The sequence below is a fragment of the Thiomicrospira pelophila DSM 1534 genome (assembly GCF_000711195.1).
Taxonomy (GTDB): Bacteria; Pseudomonadota; Gammaproteobacteria; order Thiomicrospirales; family Thiomicrospiraceae; genus Thiomicrospira; species Thiomicrospira pelophila.
Genome location: NZ_JOMR01000001.1, coordinates 1,044,565 through 1,070,615 on the forward strand (window position 1 = coordinate 1,044,565; position 26,051 = coordinate 1,070,615).

At 44.5% G+C, this 26,051-nt stretch carries 24 protein-coding genes and 4 tRNA genes; 21 read left to right on the forward strand and 7 right to left on the reverse strand.

Translation table 11 applies throughout. The annotated features are described in order from the left end of the window. The first annotated feature begins 202 nt into the window (after positions 1–202). The 9 genes from tig to N746_RS0105070 all read left to right on the forward strand — a co-directional run bounded on the left by tig (position 203) and on the right by N746_RS0105070 (position 6,936). Positions 203–1,516: a trigger factor gene (gene tig / locus N746_RS0105030; RefSeq protein WP_029934481.1), complete on the forward strand. Its 1,314-nt coding sequence runs from the start codon at positions 203–205 to the stop codon at positions 1,514–1,516. Positions 1,517–1,661: 145 nt separating this feature from the next. Further along, entirely contained in the window at positions 1,662–2,264 is a 603-nt protein-coding gene (gene clpP / locus N746_RS0105035; protein ID WP_029934483.1) for an ATP-dependent Clp endopeptidase proteolytic subunit ClpP, read from the forward strand. A 27-nt stretch (positions 2,265–2,291) separates the two neighbouring features. Further along, positions 2,292–3,542, forward strand: coding sequence for an ATP-dependent Clp protease ATP-binding subunit ClpX (gene clpX / locus N746_RS0105040; protein WP_029934485.1), 1,251 nt, complete (start codon positions 2,292–2,294; stop codon positions 3,540–3,542). Between the two features lie 74 nt (positions 3,543–3,616). After that, entirely contained in the window at positions 3,617–6,034 is a 2,418-nt protein-coding gene (lon, locus tag N746_RS0105045) for an endopeptidase La (protein ID WP_029934487.1), read from the forward strand. Positions 6,035–6,141: 107 nt separating this feature from the next. After that, a complete protein-coding gene (locus N746_RS0105050) occupies positions 6,142–6,414 on the forward strand; it encodes an HU family DNA-binding protein (protein ID WP_029934489.1) in 273 nt (90 codons plus the stop codon). A 122-nt stretch (positions 6,415–6,536) separates the two neighbouring features. After that, a tRNA-Val gene (locus tag N746_RS0105055) sits at positions 6,537–6,612 on the forward strand. A 6-nt stretch (positions 6,613–6,618) separates the two neighbouring features. After that, positions 6,619–6,695, forward strand: a tRNA-Asp gene (locus N746_RS0105060). 84 nt (positions 6,696–6,779) lie between these two features. After that, a tRNA-Val gene (locus tag N746_RS0105065) sits at positions 6,780–6,855 on the forward strand. Positions 6,856–6,859: 4 nt separating this feature from the next. Continuing rightward, positions 6,860–6,936 (forward strand) — tRNA-Asp (locus N746_RS0105070). A 139-nt stretch (positions 6,937–7,075) separates the two neighbouring features. Here N746_RS0105070 and N746_RS0105075 read toward each other — a convergent pair. Together N746_RS0105075 and purB are read right to left on the reverse strand one after the other, a co-directional pair. Continuing rightward, entirely contained in the window at positions 7,076–8,284 is a 1,209-nt protein-coding gene (locus N746_RS0105075) for a cupin domain-containing protein (protein WP_029934491.1), read from the reverse strand. A 98-nt stretch (positions 8,285–8,382) separates the two neighbouring features. Continuing rightward, a complete protein-coding gene (gene purB, locus N746_RS0105080) occupies positions 8,383–9,792 on the reverse strand; it encodes an adenylosuccinate lyase (RefSeq protein ID WP_029934493.1) in 1,410 nt (469 codons plus the stop codon). Between the two features lie 138 nt (positions 9,793–9,930). Here purB and acnB point away from each other — a divergent pair, with 138 nt between their 5' ends. Further along, a complete protein-coding gene (gene acnB, locus N746_RS0105085; protein ID WP_029934495.1) occupies positions 9,931–12,507 on the forward strand; it encodes a bifunctional aconitate hydratase 2/2-methylisocitrate dehydratase in 2,577 nt (858 codons plus the stop codon). Between the two features lie 122 nt (positions 12,508–12,629). On the opposite strand, the gene N746_RS0105090 is transcribed toward acnB, so the two are convergent. Continuing rightward, positions 12,630–13,754, reverse strand: a complete 1,125-nt coding sequence (locus tag N746_RS0105090; RefSeq protein WP_029934496.1) for an NAD(P)/FAD-dependent oxidoreductase — start codon at positions 13,752–13,754, stop codon at positions 12,630–12,632. Positions 13,755–13,864: 110 nt separating this feature from the next. Next, the gene (locus tag N746_RS0105095; protein ID WP_029934498.1) at positions 13,865–14,323 is read right to left on the reverse strand and encodes a NanQ anomerase/TabA/YiaL family protein; all 459 of its coding nucleotides are present in this window, start codon (positions 14,321–14,323) and stop codon (positions 13,865–13,867) included. Between the two features lie 203 nt (positions 14,324–14,526). On the opposite strand from N746_RS0105095, the gene N746_RS0105105 reads away from it, so the two are divergent. Beyond that, positions 14,527–14,874: a hypothetical protein gene (locus tag N746_RS0105105; protein ID WP_051678523.1), complete on the forward strand. Its 348-nt coding sequence runs from the start codon at positions 14,527–14,529 to the stop codon at positions 14,872–14,874. 61 nt (positions 14,875–14,935) lie between these two features. Further along, on the forward strand, positions 14,936–15,388 hold the full coding sequence (locus N746_RS0105110) for an FKBP-type peptidyl-prolyl cis-trans isomerase (protein WP_029934502.1): 453 nt from the start codon (positions 14,936–14,938) through the stop codon (positions 15,386–15,388). Here N746_RS0105110 and N746_RS0105115 read toward each other — a convergent pair. Next, positions 15,370–15,666 (reverse strand): PP0621 family protein, encoded by a 297-nt coding sequence (locus tag N746_RS0105115; protein ID WP_051678524.1) that lies wholly within the window; start codon positions 15,664–15,666, stop codon positions 15,370–15,372. The two genes, N746_RS0105110 and N746_RS0105115, sit on opposite strands and share 19 nt — an antisense overlap. 124 nt (positions 15,667–15,790) lie before the next feature. Here N746_RS0105115 and sucC point away from each other — a divergent pair, with 124 nt between their 5' ends. The 7 genes from sucC to nagZ are packed head-to-tail and all read left to right on the forward strand — an operon-like array spanning position 15,791 to position 22,847. Next, positions 15,791–16,960, forward strand: a complete 1,170-nt coding sequence (sucC, locus tag N746_RS0105120; RefSeq protein ID WP_029934506.1) for an ADP-forming succinate--CoA ligase subunit beta — start codon at positions 15,791–15,793, stop codon at positions 16,958–16,960. Next, positions 16,957–17,832 (forward strand): succinate--CoA ligase subunit alpha, encoded by an 876-nt coding sequence (gene sucD, locus N746_RS0105125; RefSeq protein ID WP_029934508.1) that lies wholly within the window; start codon positions 16,957–16,959, stop codon positions 17,830–17,832. The genes sucC and sucD overlap by 4 nt, the downstream gene beginning before the upstream one ends. A 15-nt stretch (positions 17,833–17,847) precedes the next feature. Beyond that, positions 17,848–19,479 (forward strand): NAD+ synthase, encoded by a 1,632-nt coding sequence (locus N746_RS0105130; protein ID WP_029934510.1) that lies wholly within the window; start codon positions 17,848–17,850, stop codon positions 19,477–19,479. A gap of 18 nt (positions 19,480–19,497) precedes the next feature. Further along, positions 19,498–20,001, forward strand: coding sequence for a L,D-transpeptidase (locus tag N746_RS0105135; RefSeq protein ID WP_281169726.1), 504 nt, complete (start codon positions 19,498–19,500; stop codon positions 19,999–20,001). Further along, on the forward strand, positions 19,998–20,921 hold the full coding sequence (gene nikB / locus N746_RS0105140) for a nickel ABC transporter permease (protein ID WP_029934514.1): 924 nt from the start codon (positions 19,998–20,000) through the stop codon (positions 20,919–20,921). The genes N746_RS0105135 and nikB overlap by 4 nt, the downstream gene beginning before the upstream one ends. A gap of 25 nt (positions 20,922–20,946) precedes the next feature. Next, positions 20,947–21,747 (forward strand): ABC transporter permease, encoded by an 801-nt coding sequence (locus N746_RS0105145; RefSeq protein WP_029934516.1) that lies wholly within the window; start codon positions 20,947–20,949, stop codon positions 21,745–21,747. 29 nt (positions 21,748–21,776) lie between these two features. Continuing rightward, the gene (nagZ, locus tag N746_RS0105150; RefSeq protein ID WP_051678525.1) at positions 21,777–22,847 is read left to right on the forward strand and encodes a beta-N-acetylhexosaminidase; all 1,071 of its coding nucleotides are present in this window, start codon (positions 21,777–21,779) and stop codon (positions 22,845–22,847) included. A 7-nt stretch (positions 22,848–22,854) separates the two neighbouring features. On the opposite strand, the gene murB is transcribed toward nagZ, so the two are convergent. Next, positions 22,855–23,877 (reverse strand): UDP-N-acetylmuramate dehydrogenase, encoded by a 1,023-nt coding sequence (gene murB / locus N746_RS0105155; RefSeq protein WP_029934521.1) that lies wholly within the window; start codon positions 23,875–23,877, stop codon positions 22,855–22,857. A 147-nt stretch (positions 23,878–24,024) separates the two neighbouring features. On the opposite strand from murB, the gene N746_RS10415 reads away from it, so the two are divergent. Continuing rightward, positions 24,025–25,131 (forward strand): sodium-dependent transporter, encoded by a 1,107-nt coding sequence (locus N746_RS10415; protein ID WP_342662260.1) that lies wholly within the window; start codon positions 24,025–24,027, stop codon positions 25,129–25,131. Further along, complete coding sequence (locus N746_RS10965; RefSeq protein ID WP_342662261.1) at positions 25,082–25,477, forward strand: SLC5/6 family protein; 396 nt, start codon at positions 25,082–25,084, stop codon at positions 25,475–25,477. The genes N746_RS10415 and N746_RS10965 overlap by 50 nt, the downstream gene beginning before the upstream one ends. A gap of 50 nt (positions 25,478–25,527) precedes the next feature. Here N746_RS10965 and N746_RS0105165 read toward each other — a convergent pair whose 3' ends face one another. Beyond that, positions 25,528–26,004, reverse strand: coding sequence for a cyclic nucleotide-binding domain-containing protein (locus tag N746_RS0105165; RefSeq protein ID WP_029934523.1), 477 nt, complete (start codon positions 26,002–26,004; stop codon positions 25,528–25,530). Positions 26,005–26,051: the final 47 nt, after the last annotated feature.

Sequence of the window (26,051 nt, forward strand, 5' to 3'; positions counted from 1 at the left end):
CGCGCTCATTTTAACTTAAATTGATGCTATCGTGTGAAGAAAATAAGTAAATGCTAATATTCTGGAGCACCAGGCCTGGTTGATATTTTCCTTGTTGTTTTTATTGGGATCTGTATAATTTTGGGACTATTTATTACGTGCACCGACTGGCTTTATTAGTTGAGTGTCTTTATTTTGAATTTAACGAGATTTGAGAATTTGTATGCAAGTATCTGTTGAGAAACCTGAACAAGGCCTAGAGCACAAGATCACGGTTACCTTCCCGTCGACTGAATTAGACGCAAAAGTTGATCAGCGTTTATCTGAAATGCGCCGTACCGTGAAAATGGACGGTTTCCGCCCAGGTAAAGTGCCAATGGGCATGGTCAAAAAACGTTACGGTGCACAAGTTCGCCAAGAGCTTTTGGGTGAAGCGGTTCACTACGCTTTCTTTGACGCGGCTGATAAAGAAAAATTACAAGTTGCGGGTTATCCTGAAATTGATGAAGTAAAAGTAGATAAGGGTGAGATTAACTTCACGGCTCGCTTTGACGTTTATCCTGAAATTACCTTACCGGCTTTCAATGGCATTAAAGTAGAAACGGTTAAGTCTGAAGTAACCGATGCTGATGTTGAAAAAATGATTACGCGTTTGCGTGAACAACGTTCAGCATGGAAGCCAGCTGGCGCGGCTAAAAAAGCCAAGTCTGGTGAGCAAGTGATTATTGATTTTGTTGGTAAGCTTGATGGTGTTGAGTTTGAAGGCGGTAAAGCTGAAAACGTACCATTAGAACTAGGTAGTGGTCGTATGATCCCTGGTTTTGAAGATGGCATTATTGGCATGAAAAAAGGTGAAACCAAAACAATCGATGTGACTTTCCCTGAAGAATATCAAGCTGAAAACCTAAAAGGTAAAACAGCGCAATTCGATATTACGGTTCATTCTGTGCAAACTAAACAATTACCTGAGTTGGATGAAGAGTTTATTCAGTCTTTTGGTGTTGAAGATGGCAAGGAAGAAACGTTACGTAAAGAAATTCGTGACAACATGGAGCGTGAATTGAAGCGCACTCTAGACGCTCGTAACCGCCAAGCTGCGTTTGATGCATTAGAGCAAGAAGTGGATGTTGAGGTGCCGGCCGCTTTAGTCACTCAAGAGTCACAAGCTTTATTAGAGCAGTATGTTCAGCGTATGGAACAACAAGGCATGCCAAAAGGTCAGATGTCGGGTATGACAGCGGACCTGTTTGCCGAAGAAGCGAAAAAACGTGTTAAGTTAGGTTTGGTTATTGGTGATATTATTCGTGCGCATGAGATTAAAGCCTCAGAAGAAGATATCAATGCCTTTATCGAAGACCAGGCGTCAACTTACGAAGACCCATCTGAAATTAAAGAATGGTATGCTAAAAATCCAGGTCGCCTAAACGAAGTACGCTCAATTTTGGTTGAGTCCGCTGTGGCGAAGAAAATTTTGGATGAAGCCAAAGTAAAAGAAGTTAAAAAAGCCTTTGATGAAGTGGTGACTAACGCAGGTTAATTAACCCCGCTTTTAAGGACTTAGATGCTTAATTAAACCTCGTGACGAGTTGTTTTTGCAATTTGTCACGGGGTTTAGTTTTTTTTAGTGTCATAAAACGCTAATATAGGCTTACATAGTAGATTTATTAAAGTTGAGGTAGTGAATGGACAACTCGGTAATCAGTAATGCGTTAGTTCCGATGGTGGTTGAGCAGACTAGTCGTGGGGAACGATCTTACGATATTTTTTCAAGATTGCTTAAAGAGCGAGTGATATTTTTAGTGGGTCAGGTTGAAGACCACATGGCAAACTTGATAGTGGCGCAAATGCTGTTTCTTGAGTCTGAAAATCCGGATAAAGATATCCATCTTTATATCAACTCTCCAGGTGGAAGCGTGACAGCTGGCATGGCGATTTACGATACTATGCGCTTTATTAAGCCAGATGTGTCGACTATGTGTTTAGGTCAAGCGGCTAGCATGGGTTCTTTTTTGTTAGCGGCTGGCGCAAAAGGCAAACGTTTTGCTCTTCCTAACTCACGAGTGATGATTCACCAACCCTTAGGCGGGTTTCAGGGTCAAGCCAGTGACTTTGAAATTCATGCGAAGGAAATCTTACATATTAAAGATAAACTCAATCGTGCACTGGCTGAAAATACCGGGCAGCCTTTAGACGTGATTGAAAATGACACAGATCGTGATAACTTTATGAGTGCTGAACGCGCGAAAGAATACGGTTTGATTGATCAAGTTTTACAGAACCGCTAATAAATGATTGGGGGTGGAGAGGAACCTATGGCAGATAAAATTTTATATTGCTCGTTTTGTGGCAAGAGCCAAGAAGAAGTTCGTAAGCTAATTGCTGGCCCATCGGTCTATATTTGTGATGAATGCGTGGATTTATGCAATGATATTTTGCGCGAAGAATTTGGTGAAGAGGCTGAGGCGACCTTTGATTTAGATCATTTGCCGACACCACATGAAATTAGCCACATATTAAATGATTATGTTATTGGTCAGGATCGAGCTAAAAAGGTCTTGTCGGTGGCGGTATACAACCACTACAGACGTTTGCAGAATGCGAACTCAGAAGATGAGGTCGAGCTCACTAAAAGTAATATTTTGCTCATTGGGCCAACCGGTTCAGGTAAAACATTGCTTGCGCAGACGATGGCGAGATTGCTTGACGTTCCCTTTGCGATTGCGGATGCGACCACTTTGACGGAAGCGGGTTACGTTGGTGAAGACGTTGAAAGCATTGTATTAAAACTGCTACAACGCTGTGATAATGACCCTCAAAAGGCCGAACGTGGCATTATCTATATAGATGAAATTGATAAGATCACTCGCAAATCTGAAAATCCTTCTATTACACGTGATGTGTCGGGAGAAGGGGTTCAGCAAGCACTGTTGAAGTTAATTGAAGGTACACAAGCCGCTGTCCCGCCACAAGGCGGGCGTAAACATCCGAATCAAGAAATGATTTATGTCGACACCTCAAAAATCCTGTTTATTGTGGGCGGGGCGTTTGAAGGGTTGGATAAGATCATTGAACAACGTACCGAAAAAAATATGGGGATTGGTTTCTCTGCTGAAGTCAAATCGGCTGATAAAGTAAAAAGCTTAACCGAAAAATTTGCCAGCATTGAACCGGAAGATTTGACTAAGTATGGTTTGATCCCTGAGTTTGTTGGGCGTTTACCCGTCATTGCGGCTTTAACTGAACTGGATGAGAAAGCTTTGATTCAGATTCTGACTGAGCCTAAAAACGCGCTGGTCAAACAATTCCAAAAAATGTTTGAACTTGAAGGGGCAGAGCTTGAATTCCGTAAAGATGCCCTTATAGAAATAGCAAAGTTAGCGATCGCCCGTAAAACAGGTGCGCGTGGTTTGCGATCTATTTTAGAGCAAATTTTGCTTGATACTATGTATGACTTACCAAGTATGCAGAATGTAGAGAAGGTTGTGATTAATAAGGCCGTTATTCAAGGGAAGAAACCACCTATGATGGTGTATTCAGACGTAGCAAAAGCTGCGAGTGAGTAAAGTTTGCTAGCTAACGTGTTTTTATTTGTTTAAAGCCCAGCCTAGTCTGGGCTTTTTATTCTAAAAGAGAGCTTATGGACATAGAACAAATTGCGATGAAAATGAAAGTGTTGATTATGCCATTGCGTGATGTCGTGGTTTTTCCCGGCTCAGTAATGCCTTTATTTGTGGGTCGTGAAAAATCCATTAATGCCGTTTATGAAGCCCAGAAACGTGACCGTCAATTATTTTTAATTGCCCAAAAAAGCCCAGAATTGGAAGATCCGACACGTGATGACTTGTATTCAGTGGGTACTTTGGCCAACATTCTGCAAACTTTAAAACTACCGGATGGAACCGTTAAAGTTCTGGTGGAAGGTGTGCAGCGGTTTGAGCTGTTAAATCTGCATACTGACGGTGAGTTTTTAGAGGCTGATATTGCGGCGTTAGATATGGATTCCGGCCCAGATGCCGAAACGCGTGCTTTAACCAGTTTATTGCGTGATCGTTTTCTTCATTTAGCGGAGTTGCGTAAAAAATTACCATCTGAGGTTAAAGACACCATAGAGAAAACCCATGACGCTAATCGCTTAGTGGATTTAGTGGGGGCCAATATGAGTTTGGGGATTGAGCGTAAGCAATCCCTTTTATCACTCGTTTCAGTTAATGCACGTTTAGAGGGTTTGTTGGCTTATGTGGAAGAAGATATTGAGCTAATTGAATCTGAAAAACGCATTACGATGCGCGTCAAGAATCAAATAGATAAAACGCAGCGTGAATATTATCTAAATGAAAAGATTAAAGCGATTCATAAAGAATTACGCCAAGGTGAAGAGGGTGAAGATGACTTAACTCGCCTTGAGACTAAAATTAATGAAGCTGGTATGTCCAGTGAGGTGTTGGCTAAAGCTCATACTGAGTTGCGTAAATTAAAGCAAATGCAGGCACAGTCGGCTGAAGCGAATGTCATTCGTAATTATTTGGATTGGTTAGTTAGTGTGCCATGGAAGAAACGCTCGCGTGTTTCTAAGGATTTAGCGCGGGCTGAAACTATTTTAGATCAGCAACACTATGGTTTAGAAAAGGTTAAAGAACGTATTGTTGAGTATTTGGCGGTACAACAGCGCGTTAAAAAAATTAAAGGCCCCATTTTATGTTTAGTTGGCCCGCCCGGTGTGGGTAAAACTACCTTAGCGCGTTCGATTGCTGAGGCGACTAACCGAAAATATGTGCGTATGTCGTTAGGTGGGGTACGTGATGAGGCGGAAATTCGTGGTCACCGTAAAACTTATATTGGTGCATTACCGGGCAAAATTATCCAGAAAATGGCAAATGCGGGCACAAAAAATCCACTGTTTTTGTTAGATGAAGTCGACAAGATGGCGAGTGATTCTCGTGGTGATCCGGCGAGCGCATTATTAGAAGTGCTTGATCCAGAGCAAAATGCGAGCTTCAACGATCATTATCTTGAGGTTGATTACGATCTGTCGGATGTGATGTTTGTTGCGACTTCCAACTCAATGGATATTCCCGAAGCTTTGTTGGATCGTATGGAGATTATTAATCTAGCCGGTTACACAGAGCCAGAGAAAATTAATATCGCGATTCAACATCTACTGCCAAGACAGATTAAGGATCACGGTTTAAAGCCAGGTGAGCTTGAAGTAACGGAGCAGGCCGTTAAAGACATTATTCAGGTTTATACCAGAGAGGCGGGTGTGCGTTCACTAGATCGTTCATTGGCTAAGATTTGCCGTAAAGCCGTAAAGCAACTAGTTGATGGTTCTAAGGCGGGTTTAATTAAGGTTGATAAGGCGGATTTGGAAGCTTATTTGGGAGTGGCTAAATATCGTTTCGGCCTTGCGGATGATAAAAACCGTATTGGTCAAGTAACAGGGCTAGCTTGGACTCGGGTTGGTGGCGATTTGTTGCGTATTGAAGCTACGGTCATGCCAGGTAAAGGCAAGTTGGATAGTACTGGCCAGTTGGGCAGTGTCATGTCTGAATCCGTTAAGGCCGCAATGAGTGTGATTCGCAGTCGCTCAGCCGATTTTGGTTTGCAACCTGACTTTTATGAAAAGCTGGATTTGCATTTGCATTTTCCAGAAGGCGCGATTAAAAAGGATGGCCCTAGTGCTGGTATTGCCGTTTGTACGGCGATTACTTCCGCCTTAACTCAGATCCCCGTACGTGCTGATGTAGCCATGACGGGTGAAATCACACTGCGTGGTGAGGTCTTACCGATTGGTGGGCTTAAAGAGAAATTGTTGGCTGCATTACGTGGCGGAATTAAAACCGTGTTGATCCCTTATGATAATGTACGAGATTTGGCCGATATTTCGACAGAAATTACATCGCAGCTGAATATTAAACCCGTGCATTGGATTGAAGAGGTGTTGGAAGAGGCCTTAACGATTAAGCCTACGCCTTTAGTTGAAGAACCTTCTAATATTCAACCAGTTGCGGATTCGGCGCTTGAAAGTGTCGTTTTAGAAGAACGAAAGCCACATTAATGACTAAAATGCGCCTCTATGCCTTGACATAGGGGGCTGGCTGTTGCTATAAATGCTTGAGTCCATTTCGATGGCGATAATAATAATTTTTACTGGAGTATATAAACATGAATAAATCTGAATTGGTAAGCGCAATTGCTGAAAAAGCCGGTTTAACAAAAGTACAAGCGGCCGCAGCCCTAGAAGCAACAGTCGGTACAGTAACAACGGCCCTAAGTAAAGGTGACCAGGTGGCTATCATCGGTTTCGGTACCTTTAAAGTAGGTGAACGTGCGGCGCGCACTGGTCGTAACCCTCAAACTGGCGCAGAGATGAAAATTCCAGCCGCTAAAGTGCCTAAGTTTTCAGCAGGTAAGGCTTTAAAAGACGCTGTTAACTAATTCAGGGTTAAATGTCATAAATTTGTCGTAAATTCTGTTGACATCGCTCCCCAGCTCTTTATAATACGCGCATCAATTAAGCACAACGACACACGGCTCTAAGCCAGTCAGAATGCAGAATTGGGTGCTTAGCTCAGCTGGGAGAGCATCGCCCTTACAAGGCGAGGGTCGGGGGTTCGATCCCCTCAGCACCCACCAAATTCTGGAGCGGTAGTTCAGTTGGTTAGAATACCGGCCTGTCACGCCGGGGGTCGCGGGTTCGAGCCCCGTCCGCTCCGCCAGATTTGAAAGCTAGCATTGCTAGCTTTTTTATTGCAAGCTTGACACCTTGCAAACAGTGACAAAATAAGTGTAATCCGTTACATGGGTGCTTAGCTCAGCTGGGAGAGCATCGCCCTTACAAGGCGAGGGTCGGGGGTTCGATCCCCTCAGCACCCACCACATTGGAGCGGTAGTTCAGTTGGTTAGAATACCGGCCTGTCACGCCGGGGGTCGCGGGTTCGAGCCCCGTCCGCTCCGCCAATACTAAAAAGCCTCTAGAGTCTGTTTGATTCTAGAGGCTTTTTTATGTCTGCGTTATTTGTGCTATCTATCTATGTCTTTTCAGCTAGTTCAATAATTGGCCTTGCAAATGCCGTGTCATTTGCAAGGCTGACTTTAATTAATCGAATTCGTCGACTTCAATAGCCACTGGGTCATCGTCTACTAGAGTAAAGAATTGTCTTTGCCAAAGCTCATATAAGCTTCGGACAACTTGGGGTTGCTTAGACCAGCGATCAAGTGTGGTCTTGTCGATGAAGTCTTGGTTTGCCAGTTGCATAATAATGGCATCTTGAAGGCCATTTGTTGGCCATTCAAAACCATTGATATAGAGCGTTAATTGCGCTTGATCGTTAAGTTTTTGATAGGCAAAACGACAAACAGGATCTTTCTGAAACCCTTTGGTGCTTGAAAGTGCTTCTTTGAAATCTTCAAGACTGGCGGTTTCTTCAGGGCTTAACGGTTCTGGCAAGGCTTGATGCGCTTGTTGGTCTAGTTGAGTAGCAAAACGTCCAAACCAGTGCTGTAGTGCTTGATCGTTGTTTAAGATGCTTGTTAGAGACTGTTTGGCTTGCGACCAGGCCTGGTTAGGGATTTCGGCTGGTTTTGCGTCTATCCAGTTAGGGTCTTGGTAGAGTTGATTGAATTGATTATGTTCAGATAAATAATCACCAAAACTATCCCAAAGTTCTTGACCTTTATAACTGCGATAACCAATCGAGTAAGTCATACATTCATCGTCTAGAGCGACGCCATGATGTCCCCATTTCGGTGGTAAATACAGAACATCACCGGCTTCAAGCGTCCATTCTTCTTCGATCGGAAACGATTTCATTAGGCGTAAACAGACGTCTTCTAAATAGTTATCTTCGGTGCAGTTTTGTGAGGTGAGCATCCATTTGCGTTGACCGGCCGCCTGAAGTAAAAATACATCATAATGGTCAAAATGCGGACCGACGTTTCCACCTTCGGTGGCGTAGCTAATCATGATGTCGTCAATGCGCCAACGTGGGATGAAGTCAAACTCGTTCAGAATGTCATGTACTTCCGGAATTAATCGATCCACGCCTTGTACAAGCAGGGTCCAGTTTTTTTCGGGCAGGTTTTGATAATCTTGTTCGTTAAAAGCACCATTTTTTAATTCATAGTCGGTATCCGATTTTTGAATAACCAAGCGGCTTTCGATTTCTTCTTCCAGCGATAAGCCAGCCAGTTCTTCCGGCGTTAAAGGGCTGATGAAGTTGGGTAAGGCTTGGCGAATGAGCAGTGGTTTTTTCTGCCAATAATCGCGCAAAAAAGTGGCTTGATCCACGCTGTTGAAATGAATCATATAATTCCTTCTATATAGAGACGGTTGGTTCGTTATTTGGGCTGGAGAGGGTTCGGCACCAGGCCTGGTGCCGAAGACTTATTTTGTTCGCTTGTTATTTAGCGACCCTTAACGATCGTGAGTGCCAATTGAATTGTTTCAGCTTGACGTTGTGCATTGCCGATATAGCTGGCTGGCGTCATTTCTCTTAGAGCCTTTTTAGCCTCCGCTGGTAACTCCAAACGATCCACAAACTCTTGCATAATTTGTGAGTTAACGCGGCGTCCACGAGTGAGTTCTTTGAGTTTCTCATAAGGCTGCTCAATGCTATAACGACGCATCACCGTTTGAATCGCTTCCGCTAGTACTTCCCAATTGTCATCTAAGTCTTGAGCAAGTTTTGCTTCATTGACTTCCAATTTGCCTAGACCTTTCATACTGGCTTGCAGTGCAATTTGAGTGTGTGCGACGCCTACACCTAAATTACGCAGTACGGTTGAGTCGGTTAGGTCGCGTTGCCAACGAGAAATCGGTAGCTTTTGTGCCAAGTGGTCAAAGATCGCATTGGCCATGCCTAAGTTGCCTTCAGAGTTCTCAAAATCAATCGGGTTAACTTTATGTGGCATGGTAGAGGAACCAATTTCACCGGCTACGGTTTTTTGTTTGAAGAAACCAAGTGAAATATAACCCCAAATGTCACGATCAAAATCGATTAGTGCCGTGTTGAAGCGTGATACAGCATGGAAATATTCAGCAATATAATCATGCGGCTCAATTTGAATGGTGTAAGGGTTCCAGGCCAGTCCAAGTGATTGAACAAACTGCTCACTAAGCTCATACCAGTTTAAGTCTGGGTAGGCGGCCAAGTGCGCGTTATAGTTGCCAGTGGCGCCATTGATTTTGCCCATGATTTGGACATTCATTAATTGTTTAATCTGGCGCTGTAGGCGGTAAGCCACATTCGCAAATTCTTTACCAACCGTGGTGGGCGAGGCGGGCTGGCCGTGAGTGCGTGACATCATCGGGATGGCGGCCATCTCAATGGCTTTTTCAGCCATTTGGTCGACCAGTTTTTGCATTTGCGGAACCAGGGTTTGCTCACGCGCATCTTTAAGCATTAGGGCATAGGCTAGGTTGTTAATATCTTCAGAGGTGCAGGCAAAATGCACAAACTCGTTAATGGCATCGAGTTCCGCTACTGATTGCATGTGTTCTTTGATTAAATACTCAACCGCTTTTACGTCGTGGTTGGTGGTGCGTTCTATTTCTTTAACACGTTGCGCCATGTCTAAACTGAACTCGTTAACCAATTTAAGCAAATGTTGGGTAGCTTGTTCGCTGAATTTTGGCACCTCAGGAATGCCAGGGTGATTGGATAGCATTTGTAACCAGGCAACTTCAACTCTTACGCGGTTTTTAATTAACCCAAATTCGCTAAAAATGGCTTTTAAGTCGTTAAGACGTGCGCCATAGCGACCGTCAACAGGTGAGATAGCAGTGAGTTCAGAAAGCATGAGAGAGTCAGACATAATAATTTCCTTAAAACGAATTCTGGGCCAGTCAAATTGAGCTTATTGCACATAAGCTTTGTAGATGCTGCGAGCCTTAAATAATCAAACGTGATATTATATCGCAATTAGACGAACTAAATTAGGGAGCATGATTTTATGTTAAAAGCTTATCGACAACACGAAGCGGAGCGCGCTGAACAGGGCATTCCACCATTACCACTGGATGCGAAACAAACAGCTGATTTGATTGAGCTGTTAAAAAACCCGCAGTCTGAAGAGGTTGAAGCTTTGGTCGAGCTTTTAACGCATCGTGTGCCACCTGGGGTGGATGAAGCGGCTTATGTTAAGGCTAGTTTTTTGGCCGATGTGGCTTCCGAGAAAGTCAACGTTTCAGCTATTCCGGCGACAAAAGCCGCTTTTTTGTTGGGCACGATGCTGGGTGGTTACAATGTTCAACCGCTAATTGAGTTGTTGGATAGCCAAAATACAGGGGTGGCGGAAGCCGCGATGAAAGCCTTGTCTAAAACTATGCTAGTTTATGATGCGTACCATGATGTATTGGAAAAAGCCAATACTAGCCAGTATGCTAAGCAGGTCATTGACGCTTGGGCAGACGCGAAGTGGTTTACCGACAAGCAGAAGATGCCTGAGAAAATTACCGTGACGGTATTTAAAGTGGATGGTGAGACGAATACAGATGATTTGTCTCCTGCTACAGCCGCTTGGTCTCGTCCGGATATTCCTTTGCACGCCAAAGAAATGTTGGCCTCAAAAATGCAAGATGTGCCTCAAACAATTGAGACTTTAAAAGCCAAGGGTCATCCAGTGGCTTATGTTGGTGATGTGGTTGGTACGGGCTCGTCGCGTAAATCGGCCATGAATTCAGTCATGTGGTTTTTTGGCAATGATATTCCTTATGTACCTAATAAACGCCAAGGTGGTGTGGTATTGGGTGGCAAAATTGCGCCAATTTTCTTTAACACAGCGGAAGACTCAGGCTCGTTACCGATTGAGTGTGATGTATCTGCCATGAATATGGGCGATGTGATTCATATTTATCCGTATGAAGGCAAAATCACCAATGAAGCAGGGGATGTTTTAACTCAATTTAAATTAGACCCAATTACCATGCCCGACGAAGTACGAGCGGGCGGTCGAGTCCCTTTAATTATTGGACGTGACTTAACCGATAAAACGCGCCGTGCGCTAGAACTGGCACCCAGTGAGCACTTCATTCGCCCAATGGATGAAGATAAACAAACCCATGGTTTCACACTGGCTCAAAAAATGGTCGGTCAAGCTTGTGGTGTCGATGGCGTGCGCCCGGGGGTATATTGTGAACCGCATATGGCAACCGTGGGGTCTCAAGATACGACTGGTGCGATGACACGAGATGAAATGAAAGAGTTGGCTTGCTTAGGTTTTAGCGCCGACTTTGTACTTCAGTCTTTCTGCCATACGGCGGCTTATCCCAAGCCGGTCGATATTAAATTGCAACACAGTTTGCCTGAATTTATTACCAGTCGTGGCGGCGTATCTTTGCGTCCGGGTGATGGCGTAATCCATTCTTGGTTAAATCGCATGCTATTGCCGGATACAGTAGGAACGGGTGGTGATTCACATACACGTTTCCCTATCGGGATTTCATTCCCGGCGGGTTCAGGCCTAGTGGCGTTTGGCGCAACCTTGGGTGTTATGCCGTTGAATATGCCGGAGTCGGTGTTAGTGCGTTTTAAAGGTCAAATGCAGCCTGGCGTGACCTTACGTGACTTGGTAAATGCGATTCCGTATCAAGCGATTCAGCAAGGTTTGTTGACGGTTGAAAAGAAAGGCAAAAAGAATGTCTTTAATGGTCGCGTGTTAGAAATTGAAGGCTTACCGGATTTAAAAGTAGAGCAGGCGTTTGAGTTGTCCGATGCATCGGCGGAACGTTCGGCGAATGGTTGTGTGGTTAAGTTAGGTGAAGCATCGATTATTGAATTCTTGAAGTCCAATATCCGTTTGATTGAATGGATGGTGGAAAATGGATATGAAGACGCGCGTACCTTGTTGCGTCGTCGTGATGAAATGCAAAAGTGGATTGATACCCCTGTCTTGTTAGAAGCGGATGCCGATGCTCAGTATGCCGAAGTCATCGAGATTGACCTTAATCAGATTAAAGAACCTATCGTTGCTTGTCCAAACGATCCAGATGATGTCAAGCTGTTGTCTGAAGTTGCGGGTGAGAAAATTGACGAAGTATTTATTGGCTCATGTATGACCAATATTGGTCATTACCGCGCCGCTGGTAAGGTGTTAGAAACGTTAAATGGCGTGGTGCCAACACGTTTATGGATCGCGCCTCCGACTAAAATGGATGAGCGTCAATTAATCGAAGAGGGCTACTACAGTACTTTTGGTCGAGCTGGTGCACGAACTGAAATGCCGGGTTGTTCGTTGTGCATGGGTAACCAGGCGCGTGTAGCGGACGGTTCGACGGTATTCTCAACCTCAACACGTAACTTCCCCAACCGTTTAGGTAATGGCGCGAATGTGTATTTAGGTTCGGCTGAGTTGGCGGCGGTGATTGCCGCGACCGGACAAATCCCAACACCAGAAGAATATTTGGCGGCGGTGAGTCGATTAAATACCATGGCGGATGATGTGTATCGTTATTTGCAATTTGATGAAATGGCGGATTATGAGATTAAGTCGCCTAAAAACTTATCCGAAATTGGCGTGGCCGTTGGCTGATAATACAACCACCAGGCCTGGTGGTTGATAAAAAAAGCCCGCTATTATTGATTAATAGCGGGCTTTTTTTTATCTAAAATTTACTTGAGTTTGAATTTTAGATTGCTTGAGTTAATGCGTTATTAACGGTAGCTGCGCAAATACCACCATTCAAAAAAGCGTTTAGCATAATGCATTAAACGGCAGGGCGGCAGCATCAAAGTGCCCTTTTCGGTGCGACGAATTAACAGGCCGTGAGTAAGTGTGTCCACAATACAGACTAACTCATGTTTAATTTTTTGCTTTTTCCCCGTTTGCTTAATGTCGGCGACCAGATTGTGTGCCGCGACTTTGGCTTGTATGTCAGCCGCATGAGCTTGCTTAGGTTGCCAATCTGGCCCCTCGAAACTACCTGCATCCCCAGCGACATAGGTTTTGTCAAAGCCTTTGACTTGGGCAAATTCATCGGCAACAATCATGTCGCCAGCCGACTTAGGTAAATCGGTGTTTTCTAACCAAGCTGGGCCAGTCATGCCGGGCATGAATAATATTAAGTCGGCCTGAAACTCACCACCTTCGGTTTGGACTTTGTTGGCTTCAAATCCGACCATTTTATGTCCTAAATGAGTTTCAATATTCTTTTTAGCCATCATGATTTGCATTTTCGCTGGCACTTTAGCACCTAAGCGTTTGCCCGGTTCTGGAGCCGGATTAAAGAAAATGATTTTGAATTTATCACGGCGTCCTTGCTGGCGAAGTAAGGTGTCGATACCGAATAAAAACTCGAACATGGGGCCACCACGCATGGCGGCTGGTTCGTTAGGGTTGCCCCCAAATCCGATTGCGATTGTGCCGGATTCCATGGCTTCAAGTTGGTCACGGATTTTTTCGACAGCTGGGATGCCTTCGCAAGGGGTGATGGCATGTTCAATACCAGGCAATTTTTTAATAAAACGCCCACCGCTGGCAATGATTAAACCATCATTTGAGAATTCACCTCTATCGGTAACGACGGTGCGTCCACCGTCTTTGATGGATTCAACTTGAGATTGAACAAACTCAACACGTTGTCGGTTGAAGAAGTTATGCAGGTCAACTTTAAGGTCGTCGGGTTGACGGATTTTTGACGGCACCCAGATTAAACTGGGCAGATAGATCAAATTTTGGTTGGGTGAGAATACTTGAATGGTAACGTCTTTAAGCTGTTTTCGAACTTGTTTAATAGCGGTTAAAGCCGCAAACCCGGTGCCTAGAATCGCAATCTTCATAGTTTTTCCTTACCTAATGCGCAAAATATTCAAGTTATCATAGCAAACTTTTTGTGCTTTTATAAAGTGATGATTTCGCGCTGTTTTGGCTGGCGGTGAATTTCAACGAATTAGCTTTTTGCATCCACTCTTGCTTTCATCACTAGTTTGCGTATTTTGCGTGCTGGGGTGCCTATGCACGGCATATGTAAATCAGTTGGGAAAAAGATGATAAACATACCTCTTTTAACATGAATCATTTGGCCAGCGACTTGGTAAAGTGCAAAATCTTTTTCTTCGTTATAAGCCTGTACTGGTGTTTGATTGACGAGTGGTTGGACGCCCATGTATTCATCACCAGCTAAGATAACTTGTACGTCAATATATTGGCGATGGGCTTCGTAAAGTGAACCATCACTGGGTTGGGTTTCGTATTCATCAATAATTGCGTCCAGTTGGTCGCTGACATGGTGGCGACCAATCTCAAGCTTATTAAAGTCCATTCCACTAGAAATATAATCCAAGGCCTGATCAATAGCTGGGTGTAGCCCTTTATATAAGTGGGCATTTTCAAGACGATCAAAAATCATAAAAGCTCGCTTTTTCCTAAAAAGATTAATCAGCCTATTTTACGCGAGCTGACTTTAGATAAAGATAAATATTTGCGTTCATTACAAGGTTTTTTGGTTAAGGATGACCTTCGTTTAAACGGGGCTTGTGGTAAACTTGGCGTTTTAACGGTTGTTGGTGCTTAAATGCACTATTCACGTGACCTGAATTGAATAGCGATGTTATGAAAATAAAACATGTTTTATGGTTAGTGCCAGGCCTGGTACTTGTATTATCGGGTTGTGCGCAAGTAAGCGTTAATCCTTTATCTGAAGCGAATGAAGAATACGAGTTGGTTCAGACTCGCAGTGAGCCACCTAAGAATTTTGAAAGCCGAGCGTTGCGTAAGCAAGCTGAAGCCTTGTGTCCAACAGGCTATGAATATTTATTGCGCTACGCACATAAGTCGGCTGAATTTGTTGAAAATCATGCGGCTTGTGCTGTCGGTGAAGATTGCCGTTATGAATTAAAGTGGCGTATTCGTTGCGGTGATATTCCGCGAGAACCGTTTTCTTTGTTTGGCAAAACCTAATAAATGCGTTTGAGTCAAATGAATAGATTGGCTCAATTAGCGAGTTATACCAGGAGAGTTTATGAGTTCAAGGCCTTTGGTTGTACAGGAAAACAGTGAAATAGGTATTAGTTTTACGTTATGTTTAGCTGATGAGACGCCCATTGATCAAACTGAGCCGGGTGAGGTTTATCGCTTTAGAATTGGTGAGGGCAGTTTACTGGCTAATCTTGAAAGTTTGTTAATCGGTTTAGAGGTTGGCACGCAGGCTAAATTTTTTGTGCCACCTGAAGATGGGTTTGGCTTTCCTGACCCAGCTAATGTCTATACCATGCAACGCGCAGAGTTTCCGGATGACATGGCCTTAAAAGTCGGCGATGTAGTGGGATTTGATACGCCCACTGGTGATGAAGTGCCAGGTACAGTGGTAAGTATGCAAGAGGATGATGTGACCGTGGATTTTAATCATCCTTTAGCCGGCCAAACCTTTATTTTTGATGTGAAGATTGAAGCAGTTTACGATTCGGTCTCTTGAGTTTCGGCTTGTTTCGATTCTGATGTTTCGTTAGGGTTAAGCTTAGGACCGGCTTTCATATGACCTTCGCTACAGTAGGTGTGCGTGCCATCAAAGTAGGCTTCAGATTGCGGTAAATGTATACCACAACGGGCGCAGCGCACCATGAGTTGGCTATCGAGGGGTTCGGTTTTCGACGGTTTTTGGGTTTTTTCCCGAGCCTCGATAATGAGGTTAAGGATTAATCGAATCAAAAAATAAATGAGTAGAACAAACGCTAAAAATAGAACAGCTTGCATACAAAGTGAGCCTTTAATAGGGTACATGGATGCAAGCATTGTCTGAAATATTTACAATAAAAGCAATTTTTAATCTGAGGCCATGTCCGGCCTTTGCCATTGTTGGTTGGAGTTGAAACACACAATGAATTTACATGAGTATCAGGCTAAGCTCCTGTTTAAACAAGCTGGAATTGCAGTGCCGCAAGGTGTAGTGGTTGATGATCTGTCACAGGTGTTGGATGCGGTTAACCAGCTACCAAGTCAAGGCTGGGTGGTGAAAGCTCAAATTCACGCTGGCGCACGTGGTAAAGCCGGTGGCGTTAAACTGGTTAAAACGGTCGCGGAAGCGGAGCAGGCTGCAAAAGCCTTGCTGGGTTCAAGCTTAGCAACGATTCAAACGGCCGGTAAAGCTTTGCCGATTAACAAATTATTGATTGAGCAAACGCTCGATATTCAACAAGAACTCTATTTGAGCTTGGTGGTAGATCGAGTCGAAAAAGCCCATCGGTTTGTGGTTTCTGCGGCTGGCGGGATGGACATTGAAGAAGTCGCCGACACTCAGCCGGAAAAAATTATCTGCTTGGATGTGAATCCTTTATTGGGTGTAATGCCTTATCAAGCGCGAGAAATTGGGTTTGCACTAGGGTTAACCGGTGACGCCTTCAAGCAACTGGGTTCTATTTTAAAGCGTTTGTATCAGTTAGCACTGGATAAGGATTTTGCCCAGGTTGAAATTAATCCGTTGGTTTTAACCGCTGATAATCAGTTGATCGCGCTAGATGCGAAGGTTAATATCGATCCAAATGCGCTTTACCGACAACCAGGCCTGGTGGAATGGCGCGATATTAGTCAAGAAGATGAACGTGAAGCACAAGCTTCTCAGTTTCAGCTTAACTATATTGCATTAGATGGCAATATCGGCTGTATGGTAAATGGCGCCGGCTTGGCCATGGCGACCATGGACTTAATTCAACTCAATGGCGGTCAACCGGCTAACTTTTTGGATGTAGGTGGCGGCACCACGCCTGAGCGTGTTTCCGAAGCCTTTAAGTTGATTTTGTCGTCTTCAGAAGTCAAAGCTATTTTAGTTAATATTTTTGGTGGCATCGTACGTTGTGATTTAATTGCTGAGGGCATTATTCAGGCCGTTAAAGAAGTTGGGCTATCTATTCCAGTGGTAGTGCGATTAGAAGGTACCAATGTAGAGTTAGGGCGTGAAAAATTAGCGCAAAGTGGTTTAAGTATTATTAGCGCCAATGACTTGGCGAGTGCCGCGCGTAAAGTGGTTGAAGTGGCAGGAGAAAGCGCATGAGTATTTTAATTAATAAACACACCCGCGTTATCTGCCAAGGTTTTACCGGTAAACAAGGGAGCTTCCATTCAGAACAAGCGATCGCTTATGGCACTAAAATGGTGGGTGGTGTGACTCCCGGCAAAGGCGGGCAAACGCATTTAGGTTTACCTGTGTTTAACACCGTTAAAGACGCGGTCAAACAAACGGGTGCAGAAGCCAGTATGATTTATGTGCCACCGGCTTTTGCAGCGGATTCCATTATTGAAGCAATTGACGCTGGTATTAAAGTGATCACCTGCATTACCGAAGGTATTCCGGTTAACGATATGTTAAAGGTTCGTGCCGTGTTGGAGGCGTCTGATAGCTATTTAATCGGTCCAAATTGCCCTGGCTTGATTACGCCGGGTGAGTGCAAAATTGGCATAATGCCGGGTCATATTCACCTGCCGGGCAAAGTGGGTGTGGTTTCTCGCTCTGGCACTTTAACTTATGAAGCCGTGCATCAAACCACCCAAAATGGTTTAGGCCAGTCAACTTGTGTGGGCATCGGCGGTGATCCAATTCATGGTATGAGCTTTATTGACTGCTTGAGTTTGTTTGAGCAAGATCCTCAAACCGAAGGCATTATTATGGTAGGCGAAATTGGTGGTCAAGCTGAGGAAGATGCGGCTGAATTTATTCAGGCGCATGTGACCAAACCTGTGGTGGCTTACATTGCAGGCGTGACGGCTCCACCTGGAAAGCGTATGGGGCATGCTGGGGCGATTGTCAGCGGTGGCAAAGGCACAGCAGAAGCCAAGTTCGCCGCTTTAGAGACGGCAGGAGTCACGGTGGTACGCACACCAACCGAAATGGGATCGGCACTTTTTGAACGACTAAACAAGGCTTAAGGTCTAGGGGGAAACATGTCGCACACGATCCAAATTGTCATGGCTCAAATTGATCCATTAGTTGGCGATATTTCTGGCAATGTGGAACGCATGGTTCGGGCGGCGAATCAGGCTAAACAAGACCATAATGCCGACCTGGTCGTGTTTCCCGAAATGAGTTTGTTAGGTTACCCGCCTGAAGATTTATTATTAAGGCATGGCTTGTATCCACAAATTCAGGAAGCGCTAAACTCGCTATGTGATCAAGTAAAAGATATCGCGATGGTGGTGGGTTATCCTATGATCGATGCGCTGGGTGAACGTTTTAATATGGCGGCTTGGATTAGCGAAGGCATGATCCAAGCCAGCTATATGAAACAGCATTTACCAAACTACAATGTATTTGATGAACAGCGTTATTTTGCCGCTGGAAGTAAACCCTGTGTGGTGGGTTTTAAAGGCGTGCAGTTTGGCTTAGTCATCTGTGAAGATATTTGGAAACCAGGCCCGGCTTTACAGACGGCTCAAGCCGGCGCTGAAGTCATTATTAACATTAATGCTTCTCCCTTCCACACTGAAAAATACCAAGACCGATTAGCCGTGGTGCGTCGTCGTATTGATGAAGTTAAACTGCCAGTTGTTTACGTCAACCAAGTGGGTGGTCAGGACGAACTGGTGTTTGATGGTGGTTCGTTTGCCATGTCGGCAGAAGGTTCAGTTCAAGTACAAGCGCCGGAGTTTACGAATGCGTTAACCCTCGTGCAGTTGGTAAAAAACCAAGGTAAAGTTGAGGTTTTAGCCGGTTCGCAGGCACCGCTTTACCAAGGTGAAGCACGTATATATGAAGCGATCAAGTTGGGCATTCGTGACTATGTACACAAAAATGGATTTAAGGGTGTGTTATTGGGTTTATCCGGTGGAATTGATTCTGCGTTAACCTTGGCCTTAGCGGTCGATGCATTAGGCGCGGATCAAGTTGAAGCTATCATGATGCCATTTCGCTATACGGCTCAAATTAGTATTGAAGATGCCCAAGCCCAAGCGGAAACCATGCGTGTCAAATATGACAATATGCCGATCGAGTCAATTTATAGTGGGTTTGAAGCGAGTTTGGCTGAACGATTTGAGGGTTATGAGGTGGATCTTACTGAAGAAAATTTGCAAGCACGTATTCGTGGAACCTTGTTAATGGCTTTGTCGAACAAGCTTGGCAAGTTAGTGTTGGCCACCAGTAACAAAAGCGAATCGGCGGTGGGATACAGTACGCTTTATGGTGATATGGTGGGGGGATTTTCACCGCTTAAAGATGTGCCTAAAACGTTGGTGTATCGTTTAGCGGAATATCGGAATCAATTAAACAAAGTCATTCCGAAACGTGTGATTACGCGTCCGCCATCGGCTGAGCTGAGACCAGATCAAGTCGACCAGGATTCCTTGCCAGATTACGATGTGTTGGATGCGATTATTAAAGCCTATGTTGAACAAGATAATACACCGGCTGAAATCGTTGCATCGGAGATCGCGGAAGCGGAAGTCGTTTACCGAGTGGTAGGTCTAATCAATCGCAGTGAATACAAACGTCGTCAGGCGGCGCCGGGCGTACGAATTTCGTTGCGCGCTTTTGGACGCGACCGACGTTACCCGATCACCAGCGGTTATAGCGAATAACCAGGCCTGGTGGTGACCTTGAAGCGAATTATTATTGAAGACCCCGTGCATATTGAGGTGTCAGTTAAAATTCAAACACTGAAGGTATGGCGTGGACACCGTGTCAAAAAAACCTATCCAATCAGCACGGCTTTAAAAGGCACCGGTCAAGCGAAAGCCTCCAATCAAACTCCTCTAGGTAAACATGTGATTCGAGCTAAAATTGGCGATGGCCTGCCGGTTAATAGCGTGTTTGTCGCGCGCCGGCCAACTGGTGAAATTTATTCTGATGAGCTGGTTAAATCAAACCCGAACCGCGATTGGATTTTGACCCGAATTCTTTGGTTAAGTGGCTGCGAAAAAGGGCGCAATCGTTTGGGTAACGTTGATACGATGCAACGTTATATTTATATTCATGGCACGCCTGACTCTGAACCTATGGGCCAGCCTTTGTCGCATGGCTGTGTGCGTATGCGAAATCAAGATATGCTTGAACTGTTTGACCTTGTCTCAGTGGGTACGCGAGTGAACATTCATTTATGATTAATTATTTGTTGCGACTCGGTTTATCTCTCGTGTTTATCACTTGGGTGGTGAGCAGTCTGGTTTTCTTACTTATCCATCTGGTTCCGGGTGATCCCGTTTCTGTCATGCTGGGCGACTGGGCAAGCCCAGCCGATGAGCAGGCGTTACGCCATCAATTAGGTTTGGATCAACCGCTTTGGCAGCAGTATATTCATTATTTTATGGGCTTGCTGCAGTTTGATTTAGGCACTTCGTTATTCTTTCAACAACCAGTATCGGATCTTGTTTTAGAGCGGCTACCTATGACGGCCTATTTAGCTGTCATGGCCATGCTGATTGCGGTGTTAATCGCTTTCCCGTTAGGGATGTGGGCCGCCTTAAAATCTGGGCGATGGCCAGATTACGCTTCGATGACGGTGGCTTTAGTCGGGGTGTCTATCCCTAACTTTTGGTTGGGCCCGATGTTGATTTTATTGTTTTCAATCAGCTTAGCTTGGTTACCGGTCAGTGGCGCGGATCAACCTTGGGCTTGGGTGTTACCGGCTGTTACCTTAGGTACGGCGTTGGCCGCCATTCTAGCTCGGATGTTACGCGCTTCATTGTTGGAAATTTTCCATGAAGATTATATTCGTACCGCCAGAGCGAAAGGCTTATCCAATACAAGAGTGTATGGCCTGCATGCTTTGCGTAACGCATTGTTACCGGTGGTGACGATTATGGGGTTACAGCTGGGGACTTTATTAGGTGGCGCGGTTATTACCGAAGTAGTATTTGATTGGCCTGGTTTAGGTCAACTGTTGGTTGACTCGATTCAGCGGCGTGACTATCCGGTAGTTCAAGCCTGTATTTTAATTATTAGTGTGGCCTATATTACGGTTAACGCCCTGACAGAATTAGTTTACGCATGGTTAGACCCAAGAATTAGACTGGCAAAATGATGACTAATAGAATGGAATATTTTCAATGAAGTGGTTGAGTTTGCTGATCGTAATAGCTTGGTTTGCAATGGCTTTCGGCGCCTTTTTGGTCGGGGAGTCTGCGAACCTAGTAGATTTGACTAAATTGCTGGCGGTTCCCGATTGGCAGAGTTGGTTGGGTTATGACGAGTTAGGTCGGCCTTTATTTGAGCGTTTATTACTTGGCGCACAAACCTCTTTGTTTGTGGCGTTGGGTGTGGTGGTTTTTTCAGCCTTGATAGGCACAAGTATTGGTATTTACAGCGGTTTTATGGGCGGTTGGGTCGATCGTATTATTACCAAAGTGATTGATGTGTTTTTGGCTTTTCCAGGCTTGCTGCTTGCGATTGGTCTGGCTGCGGTATTAGGCCCAGGCATTGAGAATGTGATTTTTGCTTTAGTAGCCGTGGGCTGGGTAGGCTATGCGCGTTTGGCGCGCGCTCAAACTTTGAGTTTACGCCATCGAGAACATATTCAAGCCGCGCGTGCATTGGGTGTCAATCAGCCGGTGATTCTATACCGACATTTGTTGCCGCTGATTATCGCACCACTGGGCGTTGAAGCTACGTTTGGCTTTGCCGGCGCGGTGATTGCAGAGGCGGGCTTATCATTTTTAGGGTTAGGTGTTCAGCCACCGGATGCGTCTTGGGGAAATATGATTCGTGAAGGCACGCGTTATTTGTTGGTGGCACCGCATTTGGTAATAGTGCCCGGTGTGGCTCTTATGCTGGTGGTATTAGCGATTAATGTATTGGGTGATCGTTGGCGAGATCGCTTGGATGTTAAACAAAATTCGCCGCACCTATAAGCACCAGGCCTGGTATAAGGAATCTATTTATGTTGAAAGTTCAAGGTAAAGCCATGTCGCTAGGTAGTGTGATGATTGGCATTAGCGGTTTACAATTAACCGCTCAAGAAAGAGATTGGTTACTTAATCCAATGGTTGCTGGCGTTATTTTATTTAGCCGCAATTTTGAGTCTCCCGAGCAACTAAAATCCTTGTGCGATGAGGTGCACGCGTTGCGCCACCCTAAACTTCTGATTGCCGTTGATCATGAAGGCGGACGGGTTCAGCGTTTTCGTCAAGGATTTACGCGTTTGCCTTCTATGCGGGTTTTGGGTCAGCTCTACCAACGTTCTTCTGAACAAGCACTAAAAAAAGCGCATGAGCTGGGCTGGTTGTTAGCGACTGAGTTACTCGCTTGTGGCGTAGATTTCAGTTTTGCTCCAGTTGTTGACTTAGATTATGGTGAAAGCCATGTGATCGGCGATCGTGCTTTTTCGGCTGATCCGGTTATTACTGGAAAGTTGGCGCTGCAAGTCAGTTTAGGTATGCGTGAAGCGGGGATGGCCTCGGTAGCCAAGCACTTTCCCGGTCATGGTTATGTCAAAGCGGATACACATGAGGAAATTGCGATTGATGAGCGTCATTGGCCGCAAATAGAACAACAAGATCTACAACCTTTCTTGAGCTTGATGTCTCATGGTTTAGAGGCGGTTATGCCGGCTCATGTACGTTATCCTAATGTGGATGATTTGCCTGTTGGTTTCTCGCATTATTGGCTGCAAAAGATTTTACGTGAAGAGTGTCATTTTGATGGAGCGATCATTAGCGATGACCTGGGAATGCATGCGGCGGTTGTTTATGGGTCAGTGGTTGAACGCGTCAATCTGGCGTTACAAGCGGGTTGTGATTTGGTCTTGGTATGCAATGAGTTGGATCAAATACCAGATGTGTTAGCACAAGGCGTTCAACGTACCTGCCCGTTATCCCACGCGCGTTTAATTCGACTTCACGGGCGCGCTCAGATTTCGTTTGATCGTTTGCATTATGAACCTCTTTGGCAAGCCACAGCTAAAAATATTAATCATCTTAGTGAGCAGGCTTTACAGGCCGCTTTAATTTAGTCGAATATTACAGAATATTCACTTCTGGCTCGAGGTGGATGCCGAATTTGTGCATGACTTCGTCTTGCACCATCTGAGAGAGTTCAACAAGTTCTTTGCCAGTCGCGCCGCCTAAATTAACTAATACTAATGCATGCTTATCAGATACAGCCGCACGGCCATGGTTAAGTTTATGCGCACCGGATTGTTCAATTAACCAAGCAGCGGGTATCTTGTATTGACCATCCAGCATTTTATGGTTCGGAATTTCGCCATGTTCTTGCTGTATTTGCTCAAAGTATTCAGCGGAGACAATTGGGTTTTCAAAAAAACTGCCGGCATTTCCGAATAATTTGGGGTCTGGCAAACGTTCTTGGCGTAAGGTGACTACTGCATTAAATACATCTAGTGGCGTGATACTACTTAAGTTTTGGGCTTGAAGGTAGTTCTTTAGCGGTTCATATACAAGGTTGGCCTGACCGGCATGTAATTTTCTTAAACGAAAGGTTACTCTATGAACAAGTAGGCGGTTTGTGAATTGGCGTTTGAAGATACTGGTACGATAACCAAACTCACAGTCGGCATTGCGAAACTCAATACGATGACCATCATATAGGTTTAAGGCTTGAATACGGGTGATGGTGTCGCGGGCTTCTGTCCCATAAGCACCAATGTTTTGTACTGGCGCAGCCCCCACTGTTCCAGGAATATAAGCTAGGTTTTCGAGACCCCACCAATTTTGTTTGACAGTGTACTCAACCAATTGATGCCAGTTCATGCCTGCGCCAACTGATAGCCAAATGCCTTCATGGTCCTCTTTCACGACTTTTATTTTATTAAAGCTACAGCGAACAATGACACCTTCAATATCGTGCGTAAATAAAATATTGCTGCCATCTCCCATGATCGTCCAAGGCATGGAAGCCAGTTTTAAATCTGAGCGCAGAACCGGAATATCGCTTTGTTTACTGACCTCAACGTAATAACGCGTTTTAGTTGCAATATTGAATGTATTGAGATGAGTAATCGGATAATTGGCTTGAATGTGCATAGTTTTTGCTTAGTTTGCTATAATTTTTAAAATTTAAGAGAAGTCTTTAACGCCCATTGTGAGCTAACTTTTTCAATTGGGTTAGCTTTTTTGCCAAAACGTGATGTCGTTACAGAGCGAGCAGGCCCAAATTATAAAGGAAAACGCATGAGTCTTTTAAAACTTTCGACACAATCTTGGTCATCCCAGACCGTGTTTATTATGGCCGCCGTCGGCTCAGCGGTGGGTTTGGGTAATATTTGGAAGTTTCCTTATATTGCGGGTGACAATGGTGGCGGGGCGTTTGTACTTGTTTATTTGGCATGTATTTTAATTATCGGGTTACCGATTTTATTATCTGAAATCGCGTTGGGGCGCACCGGCCAAGCAAATCCAGTGCAGGCGATGGCTAATGTGGCTCATGAAAGTGATGCATCACGTGTTTGGTCGGGTTTGGGTTTCAACGGCGTGTTGGCGGGGTTATTGATTTTGTCGTTTTACACGGTGATCGCCGGTATTGCGGTGGCGTATTTTGTCACCAGTGTGCAAGGGGTGTTTGTTGATATAACTAGCCAGCAAGCGCAAGACTTGTTTGAGGCAAAAGTCGCGAGTCCTTGGGAATTATTGTTTTGGCATAGCTTGGTAACGCTGTTTACGATTGTGATTGTTTCAAAAGGTATCCGTAGCGGATTAGAGAAAGCGATCAATTTTATGATGCCAGGCTTATTGATTATATTGTTGGTGTTGTTAGCTTATGCGACCACTACCGGTTTTTTTGGACAAAGCGTGGCGTTTATGTTTACGCCAGATTTCTCTAAGCTTAGTTGGGAAGCGGTATTAATCGCACTTGGGCATGCTTTTTTTACGCTCAGTATTGGGTTAGGCACCATGATGGCTTATGGCGCTTATGTAAATCAGAATATGTCGATTGTTAAAGCCAGTGTTTGGATTGTGGTAATGGATACACTGATTGCGCTTATGGCAGGCCTGGTGATTTTTTCGGTCGTCTTTGCGAATGACTTGGCGCCAGGAGCTGGGCCTGGGTTGTTATTCCAAACCCTGCCCATTGCGTTTGGTCAGATGGTAGGCGGCTGGTTTTTTGGTAGCTTGTTCTTTTTACTTGTTGTGATGGCGGCTTTAAGTTCGGCAATTTCATTGATCGAACCGGCTGTCAGCTGGTTTGAACAGAATTGGGGGATATTCGCGCCGAAAATCGGCCTGGATCTTGGGTGCAATTGCTTGGTTGATCGGCCTGGGTACGGTACTATCCTTTAATTACTGGGAAAACATTAAAGTATTAGGTGACCGTAACTTTTTTGCCTCGGTGGATTTTTTAACCTCCAGTATCATGTTACCGCTAGGTGGATTATTGATAGGCGTATTTGTAGCTTGGACGATGCGTGCTGATTTAAAAACACAACAAATTGATTTGCAGGGTTGGGTGATGGCTTTATTTAACTTTAGTCTGCGTTATGTCACCCCTTTCGCTATTATTTTGGTGTTTGCCTATAATTTGAGTCAAACTTATATTGTGCCTATCATGCTAATCAGTATTGCGGTCTATGTGATTTACGTGGTGAGGTTGCTTAGAGTTAAGCGTTTAAAGGCAAGAGAGGTTTAGTTTAATGTGTTATGCCGACTATATAACTAGTCGGCATAACCTATCAGCTATTACATATACTGGTTAGTGACAAAGCGGTTCATTTCCATAAAACGAGTATTTAAATCGCGCTGCAATTTATGGGATGCTCGAACAATTGCCCGCATCACATTATAAACCGCGTGCGGCTGGGTTGTAATCAAGCCTTCAAAATCGCTACGGTTTAAAATAATGACTTCACTATCTTTGCGACTTCTTAATGTCATCGAGTGAGGCTCTCCATCTATAAAACTCAATTCGCCAGCGAGAGAACCGGCCGTTAAGGTCGCCATAATGGTCTCATCTTTAGCACCTAAGTTTTTAATGACATCAATTTTTCCAGATACTACAACGTATAACTGCTCATCAGAATCGCCTTCCTTGAATAAGATATCTTCTTTTTGTAGGTTTCTTTTTTTACTAATATCTAATAGAGCTTTGCATTCTGATTCCGATAAGTCAGCGCCTAAGACCGACTGTGAAAGTGTTAAGATGTCGTTTGAACTCATTTTTATTCCTTACTAGTTGCGTAGGTATTAAATAACAAATAGGTACT

Excerpts from the sequence above, each read along its gene's own strand:
- N746_RS0105075 (WP_029934491.1), bottom strand. The coding sequence starts at position 8,284 with ATGATTCATTTCAACAGCGTGGATCAAGCCACTTTTTTGCGCGATTAT.
- acnB (WP_029934495.1), top strand. The coding sequence starts at position 9,931 with ATGTTAAAAGCTTATCGACAACACGAAGCGGAGCGCGCTGAACAGGGC.
- N746_RS0105130 (WP_029934510.1), top strand. The coding sequence starts at position 17,848 with ATGTCGCACACGATCCAAATTGTCATGGCTCAAATTGATCCATTAGTT.
- sucC (WP_029934506.1), top strand. The coding sequence starts at position 15,791 with ATGAATTTACATGAGTATCAGGCTAAGCTCCTGTTTAAACAAGCTGGA.
- nagZ (WP_051678525.1), top strand. The coding sequence starts at position 21,777 with ATGTTGAAAGTTCAAGGTAAAGCCATGTCGCTAGGTAGTGTGATGATT.
- N746_RS0105050 (WP_029934489.1), top strand. The coding sequence starts at position 6,142 with ATGAATAAATCTGAATTGGTAAGCGCAATTGCTGAAAAAGCCGGTTTA.
- N746_RS0105110 (WP_029934502.1), top strand. The coding sequence starts at position 14,936 with ATGAGTTCAAGGCCTTTGGTTGTACAGGAAAACAGTGAAATAGGTATT.
- N746_RS0105095 (WP_029934498.1), bottom strand. The coding sequence starts at position 14,323 with ATGATTTTTGATCGTCTTGAAAATGCCCACTTATATAAAGGGCTACAC.
- sucD (WP_029934508.1), top strand. The coding sequence starts at position 16,957 with ATGAGTATTTTAATTAATAAACACACCCGCGTTATCTGCCAAGGTTTT.
- N746_RS0105105 (WP_051678523.1), top strand. The coding sequence starts at position 14,527 with ATGAAAATAAAACATGTTTTATGGTTAGTGCCAGGCCTGGTACTTGTA.
- N746_RS0105165 (WP_029934523.1), bottom strand. The coding sequence starts at position 26,004 with ATGAGTTCAAACGACATCTTAACACTTTCACAGTCGGTCTTAGGCGCT.
- N746_RS0105115 (WP_051678524.1), bottom strand. The coding sequence starts at position 15,666 with ATGCAAGCTGTTCTATTTTTAGCGTTTGTTCTACTCATTTATTTTTTG.
- murB (WP_029934521.1), bottom strand. The coding sequence starts at position 23,877 with ATGCACATTCAAGCCAATTATCCGATTACTCATCTCAATACATTCAAT.
- N746_RS0105145 (WP_029934516.1), top strand. The coding sequence starts at position 20,947 with ATGAAGTGGTTGAGTTTGCTGATCGTAATAGCTTGGTTTGCAATGGCT.
- N746_RS0105090 (WP_029934496.1), bottom strand. The coding sequence starts at position 13,754 with ATGAAGATTGCGATTCTAGGCACCGGGTTTGCGGCTTTAACCGCTATT.
- N746_RS10415 (WP_342662260.1), top strand. The coding sequence starts at position 24,025 with ATGAGTCTTTTAAAACTTTCGACACAATCTTGGTCATCCCAGACCGTG.
- clpP (WP_029934483.1), top strand. The coding sequence starts at position 1,662 with ATGGACAACTCGGTAATCAGTAATGCGTTAGTTCCGATGGTGGTTGAG.
- tig (WP_029934481.1), top strand. The coding sequence starts at position 203 with ATGCAAGTATCTGTTGAGAAACCTGAACAAGGCCTAGAGCACAAGATC.
- purB (WP_029934493.1), bottom strand. The coding sequence starts at position 9,792 with ATGTCTGACTCTCTCATGCTTTCTGAACTCACTGCTATCTCACCTGTT.
- nikB (WP_029934514.1), top strand. The coding sequence starts at position 19,998 with ATGATTAATTATTTGTTGCGACTCGGTTTATCTCTCGTGTTTATCACT.
- lon (WP_029934487.1), top strand. The coding sequence starts at position 3,617 with ATGGACATAGAACAAATTGCGATGAAAATGAAAGTGTTGATTATGCCA.
- clpX (WP_029934485.1), top strand. The coding sequence starts at position 2,292 with ATGGCAGATAAAATTTTATATTGCTCGTTTTGTGGCAAGAGCCAAGAA.